16 protein-coding genes are annotated in these 20,414 nt (G+C 50.7%); 9 read left to right on the forward strand and 7 right to left on the reverse strand.

Translation table 11 applies throughout. The annotated features are described in order from the left end of the window. Positions 1–35: 35 nt before the first annotated feature. A complete protein-coding gene (locus ACZ5ZV_RS07025) occupies positions 36–689 on the forward strand; it encodes a hypothetical protein (protein WP_464120714.1) in 654 nt (217 codons plus the stop codon). Here ACZ5ZV_RS07025 and ACZ5ZV_RS07030 read toward each other — a convergent pair. From ACZ5ZV_RS07030 to ACZ5ZV_RS07050, 5 genes are all read right to left on the reverse strand, one after another. Continuing rightward, entirely contained in the window at positions 686–3,487 is a 2,802-nt protein-coding gene (locus ACZ5ZV_RS07030) for a POTRA domain-containing protein (RefSeq protein ID WP_464120715.1), read from the reverse strand. The two genes, ACZ5ZV_RS07025 and ACZ5ZV_RS07030, sit on opposite strands and share 4 nt — an antisense overlap. Further along, entirely contained in the window at positions 3,484–7,455 is a 3,972-nt protein-coding gene (locus ACZ5ZV_RS07035) for a translocation/assembly module TamB domain-containing protein (protein WP_464120716.1), read from the reverse strand. Before ACZ5ZV_RS07035 ends, ACZ5ZV_RS07030 begins: the two co-directional genes overlap by 4 nt. Then, the gene (locus ACZ5ZV_RS07040; protein ID WP_464120717.1) at positions 7,452–8,507 is read right to left on the reverse strand and encodes a hypothetical protein; all 1,056 of its coding nucleotides are present in this window, start codon (positions 8,505–8,507) and stop codon (positions 7,452–7,454) included. The genes ACZ5ZV_RS07035 and ACZ5ZV_RS07040 overlap by 4 nt, the downstream gene beginning before the upstream one ends. 76 nt (positions 8,508–8,583) lie before the next feature. Beyond that, positions 8,584–9,150, reverse strand: a complete 567-nt coding sequence (gene efp, locus ACZ5ZV_RS07045; RefSeq protein ID WP_464120718.1) for an elongation factor P — start codon at positions 9,148–9,150, stop codon at positions 8,584–8,586. 192 nt (positions 9,151–9,342) lie between these two features. Continuing rightward, on the reverse strand, positions 9,343–10,170 hold the full coding sequence (locus ACZ5ZV_RS07050) for a tetratricopeptide repeat protein (protein WP_464120719.1): 828 nt from the start codon (positions 10,168–10,170) through the stop codon (positions 9,343–9,345). 77 nt (positions 10,171–10,247) lie between these two features. Between ACZ5ZV_RS07050 and ruvC the strand changes: the two genes are divergently transcribed. The 8 genes from ruvC (at position 10,248) to ACZ5ZV_RS07090 (ending at position 18,319) form a co-directional block, all read left to right on the forward strand. Next, a complete protein-coding gene (gene ruvC, locus ACZ5ZV_RS07055; RefSeq protein WP_464120720.1) occupies positions 10,248–10,748 on the forward strand; it encodes a crossover junction endodeoxyribonuclease RuvC in 501 nt (166 codons plus the stop codon). Then, a complete protein-coding gene (gene ruvA, locus ACZ5ZV_RS07060) occupies positions 10,745–11,335 on the forward strand; it encodes a Holliday junction branch migration protein RuvA (protein WP_464120721.1) in 591 nt (196 codons plus the stop codon). Before ruvC ends, ruvA begins: the two co-directional genes overlap by 4 nt. Further along, on the forward strand, positions 11,332–12,321 hold the full coding sequence (gene ruvB / locus ACZ5ZV_RS07065; protein WP_464120722.1) for a Holliday junction branch migration DNA helicase RuvB: 990 nt from the start codon (positions 11,332–11,334) through the stop codon (positions 12,319–12,321). The genes ruvA and ruvB overlap by 4 nt, the downstream gene beginning before the upstream one ends. Before the next feature lie 252 nt (positions 12,322–12,573). After that, a complete protein-coding gene (locus tag ACZ5ZV_RS07070) occupies positions 12,574–13,575 on the forward strand; it encodes an asparaginase (protein ID WP_464120723.1) in 1,002 nt (333 codons plus the stop codon). A 24-nt stretch (positions 13,576–13,599) separates the two neighbouring features. Beyond that, positions 13,600–14,508 (forward strand): UDP-3-O-acyl-N-acetylglucosamine deacetylase, encoded by a 909-nt coding sequence (gene lpxC / locus ACZ5ZV_RS07075; protein ID WP_464120724.1) that lies wholly within the window; start codon positions 13,600–13,602, stop codon positions 14,506–14,508. 107 nt (positions 14,509–14,615) lie between these two features. Beyond that, the gene (locus ACZ5ZV_RS07080) at positions 14,616–16,118 is read left to right on the forward strand and encodes a hypothetical protein (RefSeq protein ID WP_464120725.1); all 1,503 of its coding nucleotides are present in this window, start codon (positions 14,616–14,618) and stop codon (positions 16,116–16,118) included. A 21-nt stretch (positions 16,119–16,139) separates the two neighbouring features. Further along, positions 16,140–17,375, forward strand: a complete 1,236-nt coding sequence (locus tag ACZ5ZV_RS07085; RefSeq protein ID WP_464117565.1) for an ISL3 family transposase — start codon at positions 16,140–16,142, stop codon at positions 17,373–17,375. A gap of 203 nt (positions 17,376–17,578) precedes the next feature. After that, positions 17,579–18,319, forward strand: a complete 741-nt coding sequence (locus ACZ5ZV_RS07090; protein WP_464120726.1) for a hypothetical protein — start codon at positions 17,579–17,581, stop codon at positions 18,317–18,319. 12 nt (positions 18,320–18,331) lie between these two features. Here the strand turns inward: ACZ5ZV_RS07090 and ACZ5ZV_RS07095 are convergent, their stop codons facing one another. After that, entirely contained in the window at positions 18,332–18,574 is a 243-nt protein-coding gene (locus ACZ5ZV_RS07095; RefSeq protein WP_464120727.1) for a hypothetical protein, read from the reverse strand. A gap of 121 nt (positions 18,575–18,695) precedes the next feature. Continuing rightward, positions 18,696–20,348 (reverse strand): hypothetical protein, encoded by a 1,653-nt coding sequence (locus ACZ5ZV_RS07100; RefSeq protein ID WP_464120728.1) that lies wholly within the window; start codon positions 20,346–20,348, stop codon positions 18,696–18,698. Positions 20,349–20,414 lie beyond the last annotated feature (66 nt).

Here is a 20,414-nt window from a genome sequence, read left to right on the forward strand (position 1 = left end):
TAATATATTGTTTTATAGCAAGTTTGCGGTGCATTATGAGTCCCAAGACCCCGTCTGCGGTCGATAGTTTTAAAAAATATGCAGAGGAATTATGTGCGTTTATTGAGCAAGAGGGTTGGGCCGTGCGCCCTTACCATCAGGACTCTTTGCCGTTTTTCTTGCAGTTGAATGAGTTTCAGCGAGGCACAACCATCGAACTGCTTCGTCAGTACCTGGAGATTTGTGAGCGTGTGTATTCCCGGGGGCGCCGCTTAAAGGACATGCCTTTTTTTGTGGAAACGGCTTTGGACTATTATGGTTATAGCATTTTTCCCCAGACAATGGGGCGCTTGCGGGCGGAACCTAACAAGATGGTTGAATTCTACTCTGACAAGCACACCCAGTTCTTTAGATCACTGAATTTCTTTGAGTTCACCAGCTACACCATCGAAGACTTGTACTGCCGTCAGTGGGTTCATCTGTATGATCGTGAAGAGGCGATGATCTTGCGGATCTTAAAGAAGGCCAACGCTGTGCTGGCAGGGCAGTGTGAGGCTCCTTTGGCGGTGCTAGAGCCTCACATTCTGAAAGAACGTCTGTCCTTGGAACGCTTGCAGGTGGAAATGAAAAACCTGGAGCTAGAGCCCTTACGTAAAAACGGCCAGGTTCAGGGAATCTTTGCCATGGCCGATTGCACCTGGGCTCTTTAGAATGTCCCGATAGACAGGTGGAAGCGCCAAGGTTCTTCCCCCGGGCGCGCATCCAGTTTCCAGGCCCATTCCAGGCTCAAAGGACCCACCGGCGTGTTATATCGGATTCCGAATCCGGCAGAGTCCCGGTAAGGATCTGAAAATTTTAAATCCTCAATTTTCACAGACCCACCATCATAGAAAACGGCTCCCCCCAAGCTTTCATAAAGCGGGAAGCGCAGCTCTGATTTAATCAGATACATGGTTGAATCCGAAGTCAGATAGTACGTCGGATCGCTTTCAGTCAGCCCCAGATCCTGACGGTTCGGGAAGACTTCCTGAGTTCCGGCCTCATAGCCACGCACGGTGGCTTGGCCTCCCAAAGTGAAGCCCTTTTTATCCCAAGGTACACCGCCCCCAGGACTTAAGTTTTTCATATACCCGGCACGCCCTTGATTGGCCCAGACAACCGGCTGCTTGGAAAGGTGACCGACCGTCCAATAGTGCGTGAAGCTTAAAGTGGTACGCCAGTATTCAATTGTCGGGCTGGAACCGATTGAAGGACTCGCATATTCCGCATTCCAACGGGTGAAGGTCCCTTTGCTCGGATTAAACGGATTGTCACGGAAGTCCAGATCCAGTTGGGGGCCGGTTGTTGCGATGTTTTGTTCAACTGTGTCGTATGGATAGGAATCATCCAAACCGAAGTCACGGATGGTGGCCAAAGACCACAGATCCCAGATTCCCAGAATCCGTGAGGTGAAATCCTTTTCTAAAGAATAAGTGGTCGAACGAACGTCAGAGACCTGTTTGATATCGAAATCTGTCACCGTGCTGGAGCGAGTGACATTGACACGTCCCCGCACACGGGAATCAAACAAGTAAGGCTCCAGGTAACCCAAGACCACGCGGCTTTCCCGATACTTGATATCTGCGACGTTATAGTTTCCTTCAAGACGCAGTGAAACCCCGCGCCCAGTGCCCCACAGATTTCGGTAGGCCACGCCCGTGTATCCACGCAGGGTCAAAGTTCGTTCGTTGGTTGCTCCGGCGCCCAACGTAAAGACGCCCGGATCGCGTTCACTGACCTTGACCAAAACCGTGCGGTTGGCAACGTTGGTTTTTTCCTCCAGTGTGCGGATTTCGACCGAGCCAAAGAAGCCGGTTCTTTGCAAGCGCGCGACGGACTCTTCCAGGTTTGATGGGGTTAAAAGGTCGCCGTTTTTAAACTCCAGTTCCTTGTGAATAACATAGTCCGAGGTGAAGGTGTTGCCTTCCAGGATGATCGACGCCACACGAACCTGAGGACCTTCGAAGATCTTGAAGTTGAGATTGGCTTTGGTGTTGGTTTCATCATAAGTCACCACATCGCCGCGTTCATTCAGCAGCAGCATTTCGATATAGCCGCGCTCTTTATAGAAGTTCTTCAGGCGGGCGATAGAGTCCTCGATCTGCGTCAGGCGCAAGGGACCTGCGCGCAGTCGGGTGGCCTGCAGCAGCTCCTCGTCCCCGAAGGACGAGTTTCCTTCAAAGGTCACGGACTCCACAATCGTCAAAGGGCCCTCATCCAGATTGATGTGGATGGTGACGGCGTCGCGCTCTTTGTTGTACTGGGTGCGCGTGGACAGGATCTTGGCCTGCAGATAGCCGTTGTTTTGCAGTTCCAGAATCAGATTTTTCAAGCCGGTGTCGATGTCCTCTTTATTGTAGTAACCGCTTTCCACTGTGCGAGAGCTGTGGGCTTCAATAAAGTTGATGTAGTATTTGTCTTTGCGATTAAAGCGCCCGGTCAGATTGTATTTCTGAATTTTGACCCGGGGGCCTTCTTCAATATGGAAGGTCACTTTCCTCTGGAACTTACGTGCTTCAGCTTCGTCCACTTTGACTTCGGCCCGGGCATAACCCCTGGCCAGATAATAAGCGCGAATCTTCTGCCCCAGCTCGGTGCCCACAGAGGGGCTGGCGGAATAATAATTATCCAGATCCAGGGCATTTTCGATTTCCCGGATCGCCAGGAAACGAACCCCTTGATAGTCGAAGTTGTATTTTTCGGTTTTCTCCAAACGATAAGTCAGCACGACTTCGCTGTCATCTTCGCTGAATTCCGTGGTGGGGCCCACCAGATCCGCCCGGATGTAGCGGTTTTCAGTCAGGTACTCGCGTGCCGCTTTCTGAATCTGTGCCAGGGTCGCATCTGTGTAAGGATCATTCAGGGAACCGTCGATTTCCTTCATGACCTTCTTGTTCAGCTCCTCGTTGGGGCTGATCAGAATAATATTTCGCACCAAAGAGCGTTTGTTTTCATTCACCCGCACAAGCACGCCCACCGTGTCGGCAGTTTCAGGCGGCATTTCGATGTCAATCACGGCATTGTAATAGCCCAGATCACGATAGGCCTGACGCAGTTTTTCGCCTCCTTCAATCAGCGTCTGCTGATCAAAGACGTCTCCGGATTTAACCCCAAAAAGATTTTCTGCTTCCGATGTGGAGAAGTTCTTATTGCCCACGATTTTCACGCTGGCCACCCGGCGGGTCAGCTCATATTCCAGGCGCAGGGGAGAACTGTTGCCATCATCCAGAACACGCACGCGTTTGATCTGTGGCTTCAGCTGCAACTGGCGTATGATATCGTCCACCTGATCCTGGGTCAGGCGCTCTTTGCCCAGTTGCGGAAATCTTCTGGTCAGATCCTCTTGAAGATCCTGGGGCAGGTTGGATATGTTCAAAGGCTTTTTTAAAGCCCAGACCGACGGACTCCAGCCCAGAGTCAGCGTCGCTAGTAAAAACACGGCAGGGGATCTTAGGCGTGAAGATATCATTTAAACTCCCGCTTAAACTCTAGATCCAAGCCGAAAATACTTTGGGACTCTTGTTGAGTGGACTGAACATTCGTGCTTTCCTCTGTCGATCCGCGACTTTCAAATGAACCGATGGCCGTGACGTTGCTGTTCAGAAGATATTCCAGCTTGATGTCATAGGATTGTGTGTCGCCCACGGGACGACTGCCGGACACCTTCATTTTATCTGACAGGCGACGGCTTAAGGTGATTTTTGGAACACTGATATTGCGGGTGGAATCATACTGGGACGTCACAGCCAGATTCAGACCTAGCGTGCTTTCAAGTTGTTTGTTGATAGGTTTTGCCAGGACCGCGCCCCCGATTTCCACGCCCAGTTGTTCGGCCTGTTGACGGGATTGCAGGTTTTGATCCATGGCCGAGGAGGTGACCCCCAGGGCAATCAGGGAAATAATATCCTGCTCTGACAGTGGTGGGACACTGTTGAGGTGAATGGTCAGATTTTTTGACGGTCCTTGCGCCAGCAGCGTGATGTCGTATTCATTGATGCGTGACATGGCCGAGATATAAAGATTCGGATTGATTTCATCAGGATCATTGAAGTCAATCACGCCGCTTTGAATATCAAAAACCTTGTCTTTGAAGATGATCTTGGATTTGCGTTCCATGCTGATTTTACCCAGAAGCACCGGATTGGTCGGAGCCCCTTTGACCTGCAGCTGTCCTGTGACCGAACCATCGATCAAAGAATTTTTTACCACGATATTTCGATTTAACAGAATCTGCAGATCCAGCAAAATGGGTTCAAATTGTCCGTCACGCAGCAGCTTTGGCAGATACTGACTTTGGCGAACCCCCGCCACGGTTCCGGCGTCTTCGGTGAACTCTTTTTCAACCAGAGCGCTGGAAACATGGAAGGTACCCGAAAGGGTGAACGGGAACCATCGGCCTGACAAAAGCACATCGGCATTACCACTGCTTCGGACCTTGTCCGGGACGTTGAAGGTCACGCCATCCAGACGGGCGCGAATGGTGGTGGGGATATCCTTGATCCCGTTGATCATGATGCCGCCATCCCCGGTCAGGGTGCCGCCCGCGATCTGGCCTTTGATGGCATTGATCAGAATGCGGTTCTGCGAAAAGACGACTTCCGTGGAAAGGCGTTCAAAGGGATGCGGGAAGCCTTTGATCTTAATGAAAGTATTCTGGGCGTTGGCATTGCCCAGAATTTCCGGCTTCATCAAGGTGCCGGAAACATTGGCTGAAATGTGCAGCAATCCACCCATATCCTCAAGGAACGGAGTGAAGATTTGCAGCAGGCGAAGGTCGGTGTGACCGGCCACACCCAGATTCAGCCGTTCAGCGGAAAAATTAGAGCCCCGAATCTGCAGCAAGTGATTGGGACCTGACAGTGTGAAGTTGCGGATGTTGACCAGACCGTTGTCGGCCGTGATGTCAATGGGCCCATTGTTGGTGAAATTCAAAGGACCGCGCTTCAGATTGAAGGTTTCAATGTGAATCTTACCGCTGGCCTTAAGGATGTCGCCTTGCTCTGAGCGCAGGTCCACCATTGATGTCAGGGTGGAGTCATATTCGCTGGCCAGATTTGCGCCGCCGATCAACCCCAGAACTGTCGAATAATTCCATTTGTTGGTATTTACTTTCAAAACCAGCGGCGATCTTCCTTTTTCCATGGGGATCTGGAAGTCCGCTCGGACCTTGTCCCCAAAGAAAGTGAATTGTCCGCCCAAACTGTTGCGGTTGACCCTGACAATAAAGTTCGAGTTGGGAATTTCCTGGTCCTCAAAAAGAGTGTCAGTGATCGCACCTTTTAGCAGAACCTGCGGGTTGTTGACGGAATCTTTCATCTCGGCAGCAAAATTCACATTGCCGGTGATGTTGGAGTTGATCTTGCTGATAAGGTCAGATTCTTCCAGATGCCAGTTTTTTCCATCAGCATAAAGATTCATGATGCGATCTGAGCTGATGCCACCTTGCAGAGTCAAAGTGGAGTTGGCCTTTTGCAGGATCACTTTGTCAGCATTGATGTTTCCGTCTTTGGCTGAGGCATTGAACAGCAGCTGATTGAACCCCTCAGGTCCGATGGTGACATCCTTGAAGGCGGACTCCAGTTTGTAATTCAGCTTCCAGAAGTTCAAAGGTCCATCAACACGGGCTTTGGCAGCGCCAGCCCCAGAGACGGGCAGAGGGAATCGGTAGATCTTTTCAAAGATCGTGGCCACATCGCCGAGTTCCGCCGTGGGAATACTGAAGTCACCTTCCAAAGTCTCATTGTTCAGGTTGACATCCAGCTCGCCCAAATATTGCGTGCGATTCAGTGCGCCGGCGATGTCTTCGAAGAATAAGATGCCTTTGCTGTAGCGCAGACGGGTCAAAAGATTTCCCAGCATGAAATCCTCAAACACGAAGTTGCGTGCATTGAGCTTCATATTGAAGACGGCAGCATTGGAGTCCCCGGAGGTGGATCCTTCGATGCTGGTTGTGCCCACCAATTTTAAGTTGGCCAGATTGCGCACATTTTTAAGATCCAGCTTGTCGGTTTTAAAGTTGATCTTAAAACCTTTGTGGAAATCAATCACACCATCAGAACTTCCGGCGCTGTCACCCATGGTCACGGAGGCCGCGTAAGAAACCTGATCCAAAGTCACCTGAACCTGGCCTTTGGCAGACATCGCATCAATGTTCACCAGGTCTGGGGTTTTGGGTTTGATGTCAGTCTTCACCCAAAGGTTTTTCCCCTTGAGGGAAGCGTTAGAGCAGGTCACCTGAAAAGTGGGGCGGATCTGTCCTTCGCAGGGAAGCTGACCTTCCAGCTCCAGACCGACGGGAATGTTCGCCAGATCCAGATTCTGGAAAAGTTTATAAAGATCCAGGCTGTGAACCGTCACCAAAGACTTAAATCCGTAATTGCCATCCAGCTGTAACTGCGATTTTGTCAGAGTGGCTTCACCCGCCGGGTGGTGCACTTCCATCTCTGAAAGTCCAATGACTCCATTGTGGTATTCACCCTGAATACGGGCGTCACCCAGTTCCAGCTTTTCCAGCGTGACAGAGCGGGTGTTGATTTCGGCTTTGGCGCGGATGTCGTCAAAGCCGTTGAACTTGGTGTCTACTTCCGTGATCAGTTCACCACCGATCGCCGGCAGCTTGATGTCCGGGCGCAGACGCTTCATTTCGGTATAGATATCGCTCAGGTTGATTTTTCCGCTCAGATCCATCACGCCGGAAGGTTTGATGGCAATACGGGCAAAGTTGGTCAGCTCGCCGCGGGCCAACACTTCAGACTGCCCCAGTCGGACGCCCAGTTGAATGATCTTCAAAGACTGACGGGTCAAATAGAGGTGAGTATCCAGTGAGCCGGCAAAGTCCCCAAAACCAGTCAGCTTCACCTGCAGTTCTGGCAAGTTGGCCTTGGCCGTCAGGTTCTTTCCCATATTGGTCAGAAGCAGATCGCCACTTTGTACGGTCGCATTCAGCTTAAGCTGTTTGGAGGTGACCTGGGTTTGAATGTTCTGCAGGAAAATTCGCTGCAGTGGCAGTTGCTCTAACACGGCAAAGATCTGATCCATCGGCAGCTCTTTGGAGGGGGAGTCCTTTTTAAGCAACGGATCCAGATTGATTTGCGCCTGAGGAGAGTCCACGACCACTGCCGACAACGTCAGTCGCCCACCCAGCAGATGGAACATGTCCACAAAAGTGCGAACACTTTCGATCCTGATACTGGGAAGAACCTCGGCCAGTTCGCCTTGTCCTTCAATAGTCACGCCTTCCAGGGCGGCGGAGGGACGCAGGAACCGCAAAGAAAGTTTCTCGGCACGGATTTTCACCGGCAGATTGGCGGCGGAATAACTTTGGATTTTTTCCAGCGTCCAGGCTTCAATCTTCGGAGCCAATACCTGGGCCATCAGAGCCCAGAGCACCAGAATCACAGCCAGCGGAGTGATAAGAATCCAAAAGACACGTTTCACTGGCCACTCCAGATACTAAGAAGCGCGCTGGCGGCGCGATAGTGTGGACGGGCGGCCAGAAGTCCTTCAAGAACTTCTATCGCCGTGTGTTTTTGTCCCAGGCCCCACAGCGCCTGCGCACGCAGATAAGCAGTGGCAAAGAAAGTTTCCGGATCATGCGCAAACAGTATTTCTACTTTGGCAAGATCGGTCAGCAGTTCCACGAAGCGGCGGCACTTTAACAGGATCTCAAGCCGGAACCAGATCAGGGATTCAGTTTCCTCGCTGAAAGAAAGCAAAGACAGTGCATCCTCGAAGCTGTCCAGCATATAAGCGGCCACGGCAAAATCAAAAGCCATCTCCGGATACTTCTCGGCGTGCTCGTGCATACTTTGCATCAGTGCCTGCAGGGCCTGTTCAACTTCGGGTTCCCGGGGGGAATATTCTTCGGTGTTGATACTGACTTTGCGTGAACGTGGTGTTCGGCGCGACAGAATCTCCAAAGCATAACGCTGTTTGTGTTCATTCACCTCGCGGCGAATATCGCTGTCTCCAGGATAAAGTTTTTGCAGACGCTGCAGCAGGGACTTTTCCTGCTCATACAGTTGCTGTGTGCGCAGGGTGATCAGTTGCTCCAGCAAAGAACGTTTGTTGTTCAGATAGTCTTTGTGGATTTTATATTTGCGATTGCTGCGCCATTCGCCCAAAGTCTGCAAAGTCTGGCGCAGAGCCAACGAGCGTGAGGCTTCGCTTTGAGCCTGGTCCTCTTCGATTCCGTCCTGCAAAGCGCGCACAGCCTTTTCATTCAGCTCGTCAGAGAAAGCACTTAGCGCTTCAAGAAAATAGGGCCATGGAATTGGGAAGGATTCGTTTTCAATGTGACGAAGAACGAACTCAATCAAAAGATGTTCATGGCGTGACTGAAGCAGGAAGCGAGAAAGGGCGTTGATATTGTCCAGAGTAAGAAGGTCCGGCGAGGACTCGATATTGCCGATAAGTTGTGTGGCAACTGCGCTGAGATCATCAGCGTGTCTGAGAAGACTTTGGATTTCTAATTCAACATAAGTGGACAAAAAAAGCCTCCGCAGCTTAACTCGTTTATTTTGCGATAAAATTGAGTGGTTGCGGAGACCTAATACTGAGCGTTACTTATTTTTGGCTGACGCGCTCGACGTATTCACCTGTGGAGGTGTCAATACGAAGAACATCGCCTTCACTGATGTGCAAAGGCACGCCAACAACAAGGCCCGTTTCCATAGTGGCAGGCTTGGTAGCGCCCGTAACGCGGTCCCCTTTGATGCCTGGGTCCGTTTGAGCCACAGTCAGGTTCACGGCTTTTGGCACATCACAAGCAACAGCTTTCTCGTTATAGAACAAGATAACCACTTTCAGGTTTTCTGTCAGATAGTACTTCGCATCACCCAGGTCTTCTTCAGACATGGCGATCTGTTCGAAGGTCTCTTGAGACATGAAGTTGTAACCCGTGTCGTCTTTGTAAAGGAAAGACATCTCTTTGTTTTCCACGTTAGGAACTTCAAACTTCTCACCGGACTTGAAGGTGGATTCCAAGTTTTGGCCAGTCAGCATGTTTCTTAGTTTGGTGCGGGTGAACTGATTCCCTTTACCTGGTTTTACGTGTTGGAAATCCACGATCACATAGGGTTTCCCCTCGAGCATGATTTTAAGACCTTTTCTAAAGTCCGACGTTTCGTACATGATAAATCCTTCCTCACGGCTGATGAAAAAGGCCCCACTGACTGCGTTGTCGGGCGGCCTTCTCGCTCCGACGTGCATTAAGCACGTCTGCGCTGCGAGGGACTACTCCGCCTTGCATTGGGACCTTTTTGATCAGCCTTTTATCTTTATGGCTGATCAGAAAGGCATCATGACTTATAGGGACGTAGGCGGTCAACCTTGGGCGCGGTAGTCTTCGATTTTGCGAAGCATCATCTCAAGGACTTCCAGCTTCTTTTCGCGGATCAGCTGTTCGCGTGGCAGAAGTGGTTTTAGCGGAATGGCCTCATCAGAGTCGTTATAGCGAACCTGAAGGGTGTTCATACGGCGTTGGATTTCCGGGTGGTCGCCAAACTCCAGACGGGTGTCTTTCAGAAGAGCATGGGCTTTTTCCAAGTCATTGCGCACAATAAAGGCGTCGATCAAAGAAAGCATGCGCTCCAAGGCCTTGTTGGTGGTCACCGGAGTGGGGCGGATCACCACCTCTTCCGGGGCAAAGTCAGGCGGGCGCTCGGATGAAACCGGAGCCGCTTGCAATTTCACTTCCGGAAGTTTTGTCATCGAAAAGACGTCTTCATCATACTCATCCGCCGTCAGGGATTCCAGTTTCTGGACGGCTTTTTGGGCGCTTTTTGAGTTCGGATTCAGGAAAAGCACCATTTTAAAGGCTTTTAAAGCCTCTTTCGGATTTTTCTGAGCCAGATGAACTTCCGCCGTCAGTTGGTGCGCCAAAATATTTTCGGCCGACAGGGAAGTGGCTTTTTTCAAGGCCTCAAGAGCTTTTCCCAGTTCGCCCAAGTCGCGCATCACTTTGGCGTAAGTGACCAGGCCGCCGACAAATAGCGGATGGCGTTGAACGCCCAAAGTCACCGTTTTACGCGCTTCTTGCAGCATTCCCATCTCGCGATAAGCTTCGGCCAGAGGTGCAAAAACCTGAGAATTCGGATCTTTCTCAAGGAGACTCTGGTACTTTTCGATGGTGCTTGCTTCAATTTTGGGCATAGACTGATACTAAAGCAGATTTATTGACTAAGCAATATCTACGACGCCATAGTGGAAATATAAAAAAGGAAAATTCTTTGATCATTCTTGGGGTCGATCCCGGTTCTCGCATTACAGGTTTTGGTGTTGTCCGTGTTCACAACGGAAAGATTGAGCACGTCAATCACGGTGTGATTGTGATGGACGCTGATGAAGCGTTTCCGCTGCGCATGAAAGAGCTGGGGTCCGCCTTCCGCGAGGTCATGGAAAAGTACAAACCCCAGCAGGTGGTCATCGAAAAAATCTTTCTGGGCAAAAACGCCGACAGTGCCTTTAAGTTGGGGCATGCCCGCGGGGTCATCATGTATGAAGCCGGACTGGGCGGGGCGGAAGTTCAGGAATATGCCACACGGTCCGTGAAAAAAGGTGTCACCGGAAATGGCGGAGCCTCCAAAGAGGACGTTCAGGCAATTTTGAAAGTCATGCTGAGCTTAAAAACCATCAGCCGCATTGACGCCTCCGACGCCCTGGCCATGGCCTGTTACCATGCCTTTGAGATAAAGAAAAAAGCGATTATGCAAAGAGCGGTGAGTTTATGATTGGATATCTGCGCGGTAAAATTATTGAAGTGATGAATGACTCCGCTTTGATTGATGTGCAAGGGGTGGGGTACGAAATTCTGGCGTCGGCGCACACGCTGGGGGATTTGCAGGATCTTCTGGGGAACGACATCATCGTATGGGTTCACACCCATGTTCGTGAAGATGCGTTGCAGTTGTTCGGTTTTCACGACAAAGAGGAAAAAAATCTTTTCCTGTCTTTGTTGAAAGTAAATGGCGTCGGCCCCAAAATGGCCCTGAGCATTCTTTCCGGGGGACGCCCGGCCCAGATTCAGGAAATGATCGAGGCTGGAAATGCCAAGGCCCTGTCCGGTTTGCCTAAAGTCGGCAAAAAGACGGCAGAGCAAATTATTCTTACTCTCAAAGGCAAGTTGGTGTCCATCGAAGAGGGGGCAAGCCCTGCGAAGAAAAAATCCCAAGGCCACACGCAGATCACCTCCGCGCTTTTGAATCTGGGCTATAAATCCCAGGTGGTGGATCAGTTTGTTTCCACTTTGCCAGCGGATATCAGCGTTGAAGACGGTGTCCGTAAAGGACTTCAGACCTTGTCAGGAGGCTTGTCATGAGTCGCATTCTGGAAGGGGATCCGGTCGAGGGTGAAAAGTCCTGGGAAAATGAGTTGCGCCCGCAGCGTTTTGAGGACTTCCCGGGTCAGGATGACGTAAAGGAAAAGTTGAAAGTTTTCGTGGCGGCGGCCAAACATCGTGGCGAGTCTCTGGATCACGTGTTGCTGGCGGGGCCTCCGGGACTGGGTAAAACCACCTTGTCCAAGATCATCGCCAATGACATGGGGGCTGAAATCAAAATGACTTCGGCTCCGGCGATCGACAAAAAGGGTGACTTGGCGGCGATTCTGACGTCGTTGAAGCCGCACTCGGTTTTGTTTATTGATGAAATTCATCGTCTAAGCCGTCATGTGGAAGAGTATCTTTACACCGCAATGGAAGACTACTACATCGACATCGTCACCGGCGAAGGCCTGGGAGCGCGTTCGATGAAGTTCACACTGGCGCCGTTCACTTTGGTGGGGGCGACGACCCGTGCGGGGCTTTTGAATCCGCCATTCCGCGATCGCTTTGGGATTGTTGAGCGCCTGCAGTTCTATGATAAGGATGCTCTTCGCCAGATTCTGATGCGTTCAGCAGAAATCCTGAAGGTGGAGATCGACGAAGCTGGTGCCGACGAGGTGGCAAGGCGTTCTCGCGGCACCCCGCGTGTGGCCAATCGTCTTTTGAAGCGTGTGCGTGACTATGCCCAGGTCAAAGGCAATGGCGTTATCACCAAAGACATTGCGGTCTATGCGCTTAATCAATTAGGAGTGGACCAGTACGGTCTAGACCTGATGGATCGCCGTATTCTTAGCTTGATTCAGGATAAGTACGCCGGTGGTCCGGTCGGAATCGACACGATTGCCGCAGCTTTAAGTGAAGAGCGTGACACATTGGAAGAAGTCTATGAGCCGTTCCTGATTCAGGAAGGCTTCATTCAGAAGACTCAGCGTGGACGCGTGATCACAGAATTCGCAAAAAGCTCCGTTTTAGCAGACAAATAATCGGTGACGTAATTTCTCGAAAAATCTTTTAATCTCATGGGCCTTGCCTAATGAAGACTCAAAGCCGGCGTATCGTCGGCTTTGTTGTTTGTCGTATTTTGAGCCTTTAAGAAGTTTTTATTTTGGGGGCCCGGGTATCCTGATAGAATAATTCGCGGTTCGCCTATGACATTCAGGCGATGTGTTGCAGTATTCTCTCTGGGAGTTGTGTTGTTTTGAGAATCCTGAGCTGCTTTTTTGGGGAGAAACTCTATGGCATCAAAACAGCCGTTGGTCATTGAAGTGCTGCGTGGTCCTGTTGTGGAAAGCCTGCATCAGGTGATGATTGTGGTCGTGAATGAAGTCGGCAGTGTCATTCAGTATTGGGGTCATCCCCAGTTTTTAACCATGCCTCGCAGTGCGATCAAGATGCTGCAGGCTTTGCCGCTGATCGAATCCGGTGCGGCTGACAAATTCAACCTGGAAGACAAACATATTGCGTTGGCTTGTTCATCTCATCGGGGAGAAAAAGAGCATTTAGCGGCCTTGGCTCAATGGGCGGAGAAAGCCGGTTTGAAGGAATCTCAATTCGTCTGTGGCCCGCATCTGCCTTATCACGAGGAGAGTGCCCACGAGATGATTCGTCACAACCACAAACCCACAGTTTTTTGTAACAACTGTGCCGGAAAACATTCAGGCATAATTTCGACATGTTTGCACTTGGGAGAGGATCCCACGGGTTATGAGAAGTACGATCACAATGCGCAGAAACGCCTGCGCAAAGTCCTGACCGAAACCATGAGGGTGGATCACAGTAAGGTTCCCTATGGAGTGGATGGGTGCGGTATCCCGACTTATGCTGTGCCTTTGCAAGCCATGGCGGTGGGAATGTCCACGTTCATAAATCCCAAGGAAGCTCCGGCGCGAAGAGCGGCCGCAGCGCGAATTCTACACGCCGTAAAGACACACCCGTTTTATATTTCCGGCAGTGACAATTTTGCCACAGTTGTGATTGAAAAGTCACAGGGGCGTGCCGTGATTAAGGGTGGAGCAGAAGGGGTCTTTTGTGGAGTTCTGCCAGAAAAGAAGGTGGCGTTTGCTGTGAAGGCTGCTGATGGGGCCGGTCGTGCCGCTCAGGTGGCGACAGCGTCGCTGTTATTGAAGCTGGGCGGACTTTCGGAAGATGAATTTAAGGCTCTCTCGAAACACACAATGCCGGTCATCACCAACTGGCGTGGGGATACCGTCGGGCAAATCCGCATTGCGAAGGTCTGACAGTTACGGTACAGTCTAGGCAAGATGTTCTTACAGAAAACAATTCGTAAAAAGACCGTTGTTCAGGGGATCGGGATTCACTCCGGCGATCCCTGCACGCTGACTTTCCGACCGGCTCCTGCTGACACGGGCGTTTACTTTATTCGCACCGATTTGCCCGGCAGTCCTTCTTTGAAAGTCACTGCTCGCAATGTTCAGGCGACTTCGCACCAGACAACGATCGGTGGTCCTGAGTTTTCCGTGGCGACTATTGAACACTGTGTATCCGCTCTCTCTGCACTTCGCATTGATAACTTGTTCATCGAACTGGACGGGCCCGAAATTCCCATTGGGGATGGCAGTGCCAAGGTTTTCCTGGAGGCCTTACTGGCCGTGGGGATTGTGGAGCAGGATCAGCCGCGCAAGTATTGTTATATTACAGAGCCGATTTACTTTAGCGAAGGTGATAAGCATGCCTATGTGGTTCCCTATCACGGCCTGCGTTTGACTGTGACCATTGATTTCCCGAATCCAACAATTGGCAAACAGACGATTGATCTGGACATCAACGAACAATCCTTTGGGCGTGATGTCGCCAATGCGCGCACCTTTGGATTTATGAAGGACGTGGAGGCATTAAAAGCCCGCGGTCTTGCCAAAGGTGGCAGTCTGGATAACTGCGTGGTGTTGGATGGTGAAACTGTTGTGAATCCGGATGGACTTCGTTGGGCGGATGAATTTGTGCGCCATAAGGCTCTGGATGCGTTGGGGGATCTGGTGACGCTGGAAATGCCTTTGATGGGGCATGTTGTGCTGTATAAAGCCGGTCACGATGTGATGAACAAGCTTGTACGCAAGATCTGGGATTCTCCGAACAGTTATCGTCACGTCGAATTGGGGGCTGATATTTCAGAGGAAGTTCAGCGCTACACCGGATGGACTGTGCCAGTCTGAGATAAACTCGTTGTTCCTTGTATTCAAGCAAACAATTTACCAGGAGAGGGTCTTATGCGAGGCCCTTTATAGTTAAGCTCCCGTCAAAAGTGCCGATAGTTTATCGTATGAAACTGAATCTTTCGGCTCTTTTCCTGTGTTTTTCTTTGCTTTCAGCGTGTACGTTGGACTTAAATATGCGTGAAGGCAGTTCGCAGAACAGCCTGAGGCCCGAAGAGGACGTCTTCACGGAAGTTCTTTCCATCGATTTCAGAGCCAAAGCGGATAACAGCGATATTTCCGAAATCTATATCAGTAAAGATCAGTCACAATTTGACTATGTCGCCAGCATTCCAGGTTACATTGACTTCTTTGCGGCAGATCCCAGTTCTCCGGGGAATGGTTATGCCGTAGTGGTGAAGTCCCCGGCATCCCCGGGGGCTTGGCCGGACAAGGTGCTTTGGTTTGTTTCGGCCAAAGCGGAGGCCAATCAATACGTCGCGGATCTTCCCGCAGGACTGGAATCATGCACTGTCTTCCCTCACAAATCCTTTATAAATCTTCATTGTTTGGATGCGGCTTATGAACCTGTCGCTTATCAGATCGACAAAGCCAGTGGGGAAGTGGCCCCGCTCTTACCGAGACTGGGATACTTGGATGACAGCAACTATCGTTATCAAATTAATTCTCCTGTCTTCCCGGGCAGTGCTGTGGATCTGATTGAGGTTCGCAAGATCGCTTTGGCAGATCCGTCTGACAGCAAATTGGTGGATCTTTTTGTTTACCTTGACGATGCCTACACAAAATTGCCCCTGAGCGGGGGGGATCTTACGGCGATAGCGGCAGCGAATGTCGGTAATGTTCGCATGGATATGGACAATTTATTGACGGTGTTTCTTTTTGATTCCATCACTCAGGACGTCAATCTTGTGATCGTGGACGTGACTAAGGCAGATCAACTTCTGCCGGTTCGGGTTTTGGCCGGGACAGGGACGGTGTTCACTGAAGGGGTGATGGATGGTTCTCTCATTTTGAATGTGAACTCAACCCTGAAGTCTTATCGGCTGGGGTCGGGATTAAGCACATTAAGCTATTCCAGCAATCAATATCACGGGATTGTTCAGGACCGTATGTACTATTTTGAACCCTGGGTCTTCGGTCAGCCGCAGTGGTTTGGCAGTTGTGACATTAGCGGAAGTTGTCAGACTGTTTTCACGGATGCGGCGGCCTATGAAATTTTGACTCTGGTCCGGAATGAACAGCAGAAGATTTATTTTGTGAATAAGACATCTCCGGAAGCAGACAGGGTCCTTGAGTCCACCGGTGGTTCGGCAGGTGGAAGTGTTGTCGAGACAAAACTTACTGAAAATCTCAAGTCGCACCCCATTCCTATCGCCAAGGTCAGTTCCATCCGCAAAGTGGGCAATTACCTAGAGGTCTACTATCAGGATCCCAACACAAATCAAAGAGCTTTTGCCATCCTGGATGCGGAAACCGAAAGTGTTTTGGACACCTTTGTGGACTATTGTTATGCCGCCACGGATGAAGAGAGAAAAGATTTCGTTTTAAAAAATCAGGGTATTCCGAGTTTTTTGTGGGTAGCCCGGCGCGCACGAATTGAATTCGCTTAATTTATGAGCTTCGATTTTCGGATGAGAAATCCATCCGATTCACACCAGTTGTTCGAGCAGCTTCTCGGTCTTGTGCCGCCGTGGTCAGTCACTAACGTCAACCTTGATACCGTAAATCGTCTCGTCGAGGTTGATGTCGAGTGGTCGAAAGGCCACGAGCCGGAGTGCCCCGAGTGCGGGCGATCGTGTTCGATCAAAGATCACCGCGAGGAGCGCAGGTGGCGGCATTTGGACACGATGCAATTTCAAACGATCATTCGCTCACGTGTACCAAGATCAGATTGCAAGGAGCATGGGGCGAAGACAATCAACGTCCCATGGGCTGGTCCGAACTCTCGCTTCACTCTGCTTTTTGAGAGGCTCGCGATTGACGTCATGATTGCCGCCAAGAGCCTCAAAGAGGCGGCAAGGCTTTTAGGGCTTTCGTGGGACCAGGTCCATCACATCCAAAAGCGCGCGGTCGAACGCGGTCTTGAGCGTCGCAAGCTTGATGAGATCAAACACGTCGGTATCGATGAGAAAAGTTTTTTGAAAGGTCACAAGTACGCCTCACTGATGACCGACATCGGTGGTGCACGCGTTCTAGATGTCGTCGAAGGCAGAACACTTGAGGCCACAGACTCACTCTGGCAGAAGCTTCCAGAGGAGACGAGATCCGGCATCGATGCTGTTGCGATGGATATGTGGGACGCCTTCATCACGTCAACAAAGACGAATGCGCCCCAAGCCGACATCGTGCACGACAAGTTCCACATCTCAAAATACTTGGGCGATGCGGTCGACAAAGTGAGGCGCCAAGAGCATCGGGCGTTTATGAAAGACGATGTCGAGACACTCAAAGGTGCGAAATATCTGTTTCTGAAAAACCCCGAGAACATGAGCGATGCCGAGACCTCTCGGTTCAACGAGCTTCGCATGGATAAACTTAAATCAGGGCGAGCGTGGTCGATGAAGGAGATGTTCTCGGAGTTTTGGAGCTACACGTATCAAGCTTCGGCGAGAAAGTTCTTCGACCGATGGTATTGGTGGGCGACGCACTCCAGGCTTAAACCGATGAGCGACGTCGCCAAGCTCATGCGCCGGCATCTCGACAACATCTTGACCTACTTACGCCACCACATCACCAACGCGATGATGGAGGGGTTCAACTCGAAGATCCAATCCATCAAAGCCAATGCTCGTGGCTTCAGAAACTTTGCCAACTACCGAATCGCGATCTTGTTCTACTGCGGAAAACTTGAACTCTACCCGGCGTAAGGGCACAAGAACCTCGGAAGAACCAAAAATCATAAATACCGCGAGCCCCTGAAGCCTGGTCTGAACTTCGTTGTGGCAAGTTTTGGCTGTGTTTAGTCAAAGTGTTTTGAAATGAGACAGACAGGCCTTATTCCATTTTTTCTCAACATTTGCCGTTAAGAATGATGGTACTGTATGAGGACTGTGTTTCCGGGGGGGGATGTATGCAGAATCAAAAGAAGATCTGGGGCAGTGTGATGGTCTTTGCTGTCCTGACAATTTGTACATTGACCTTTCAAAACTGTGCACCCAGCTCGACGGATTCGGCTTCGACGTCGTCAGACGGGACTACGGCCAACACAGATAATTCCAGCACGAGCACAAGTATCCTGACCTATCCCAACGCTGGCACACCTGTGACACTGATTCCTGGTCAAAGTATCACGCTTAAACTTACCAAGCCTTCGTACATGAGCAATGCTGCTGACTATCTTTGGATTGTGCCGTCGGACGATTATGCGTTGGCTTCGTACTATGGCCTGTTCACGGAGGTCGATGGTTATTTGTATGTGTCGCTGACGGTAAAGTCATCTTACGCCTCGGCGAAAAACATGCGCCTGTACATTTTAAATATCGCCTCAAACAGCTACGCCGACAAGACCGGACTGGGACTTAAGATTGATGCGTCAGCCTATGGTCAGCACTATTCCAGTGATATGGTTTCAGAGATGTGTGATGTCCGTGGAGGTTATGTTCCAACCTTCATTTTCGATAAAACCAAAGAGGCTGCCGATGCCCTCATCGTCTTTGACAACGGGGCGGGAGTGGGTTCGTTGGAGTGTAACTTTGGTGGAACCTCTGTGGACTGTCTGAGTACCAGCTCCTGGCCGTCGGATTGGGCTTCGCGCAGTCTGACGATCTCAGGCTATAATCGCTGCGGGGCCACGACCACCCGAACCTTCTGACGGATCAAGGTTCTAACGAACTCCTAGGATTCTTTTGCCAGTTTCATCCAGACGAATCTGAAATGTCTGTTGGGTGTTCATTTTGTCCTGCAGAAAGAGACAGAAGGGATGATTGGCAAACGCCGGCCCCTTTTGTTCAAAATAGGCCAGGGCTGGGGTGGAGGATTCCTGAGAGGTGTAAATCAGGGTTCCGTAACTCAGAACAGAGTCACCCATTTGTTGAACACCACATTGAAGTTGAAGAGCAAAAACCATACTGAGAATCATGGCGATGGTTATATCGCCGTTGAGTGCAGTCGTACAGTGGTTCATTGCGCGCTTGAAATTTTTAATGAGTTGTTAAAAAAACCGGCTCTGTTTTCAGAGCCGGTTTTTTTTATCTTTGGGATTTCAAGTAACCAACGATATCGATGTCCGGTGGAGTTGCAAGGCCGACTCCAGGAATAGGACCTGTGAGCTCGCTCAGAGAATAGTCCATGCGCGCGTCATAGCGGCGCTCCCACTGATTGCGCAACCACTGTTCGCGTTCGTACCATTGACGTTTGTTCGCATCGTCCTGACAGGAAGCCAGTTCCTGCGGGATTCGTGCGCCCCAGCGAAGTTCGATGCAGTGATACGGGTCAAAGCTCATGGCAAACAGTCTTTGGCGGGCGGCTTCCAGATTCAACATCACAGTGCGTCCGTTGGAAGTTGTGTAAGAGAACTGACAAGCCTGAGCTTTTTGCGCATAAACGTTGAACAGATCCTGGGCCAGGTTGCCACCGTTATAGCGGATAGAACGGTCCCGTTTTTTATAGCGCTCAATATTGGCTTTTGTCGAAGCCAGCAAATCCATGAAGGCCACTTTCAAGCGCGCGTCGCGTGAAGGGGTGGCATAGTTTTCCCATTCGCCTTCGGTGCCGAAGATATTCAGTGGCAGTCTTTCCGGGTGGGCCTTGGCAGAAACGCCCGAGGTGCGGGCCGCATCCACGGCATCCACGCGGTCTTTTAAGCTGACGCAGATGTCATCTGTCAGTTGAGCCATGTCTTTTAGGGGATCAATATGTGCTTCACCATCGGTCAGGGCCAGGCGAACGTAGTCATAGAAATTCACCTGTTGACCGTTAAAGATGAATTTCCCCTTGCTCCAGCCGGCAGAATCAGGATGAGTTCCATAGAACTGTTCCTGGCCATACAATGGCAATTCAGAGTTGCGGGCTGCCACGATTTTTCCACCGGCATAGGCACCCGAGGAATCCACTTTGGCGTCAACCAAAGTCAGAGGGCGGAAGTTTTTAAAGCCCGCGCCTTGATTGGGGTTGCTGCGCACGAATTTTGGAGTGAACATCCCCATCGTTAAAGAGTTGTCCGGATGGGCGTCGATATAGAAGATGCGACCATCGTCCGAGATTTTATAAATAATCGCGACGTGTCCGTTGGGATCATAAATCACCGTGCCCGGGCGGATGGCCTGGCGGTTGAGGCGAGTCGGGTAGAAGTCCGTGAACAGATCCGTATCTTCGTTGCCAGCCATACGCAAAGAGGCCGAGAAAGTCAGGCCTGGAACGATGTTGTTCAGAATTTCCAGCGCATTGGGGTAGGTGTTTTTGAAGACGCCGTTCTTGGTCAGAACGTCATAGCGCTTGGTCACCATATTTCCTTGCGGAGTGTAGCGCACGTCTTTGACTTTTTCGGTATTCAACGGACTGGGTTTGATCTCCGCAGAAACAGAGAACGGCAGACCGTTTTTCCATGCAAAATAGCCGCGCAGATAATAGGGAAGATCCGCACAGTCGGAGTAGTACTTCAATCCTGCGGGGTCGGTGCCATAATAAAGGTTCGCAGTGCTTTTAAGGCAGGTGTCGACCTTGCCGCACTCGCGACGCTCAACTGCGTCTCCAAGACGGGCGACGAACTGGCCGAACTGCTGCTCGTGAGCTTCTGTCCAGGCGGGCTGAGTGATACGCCACTGAGTTGCTGCGGCGTTGTTCTGGGCGTAGGCTCCGGAAGACAGAAGGAGCATGAGAGATAGACGTCCAACAAATTTCATATTTTTCTCCAGCTAATTAAAATCCGGAGGAGAGTAAACGATTTCCGGCTGAATTTCCCCTGTCAG

It is taken from the genome of Bdellovibrio sp. HAGR004, from assembly GCF_055397015.1.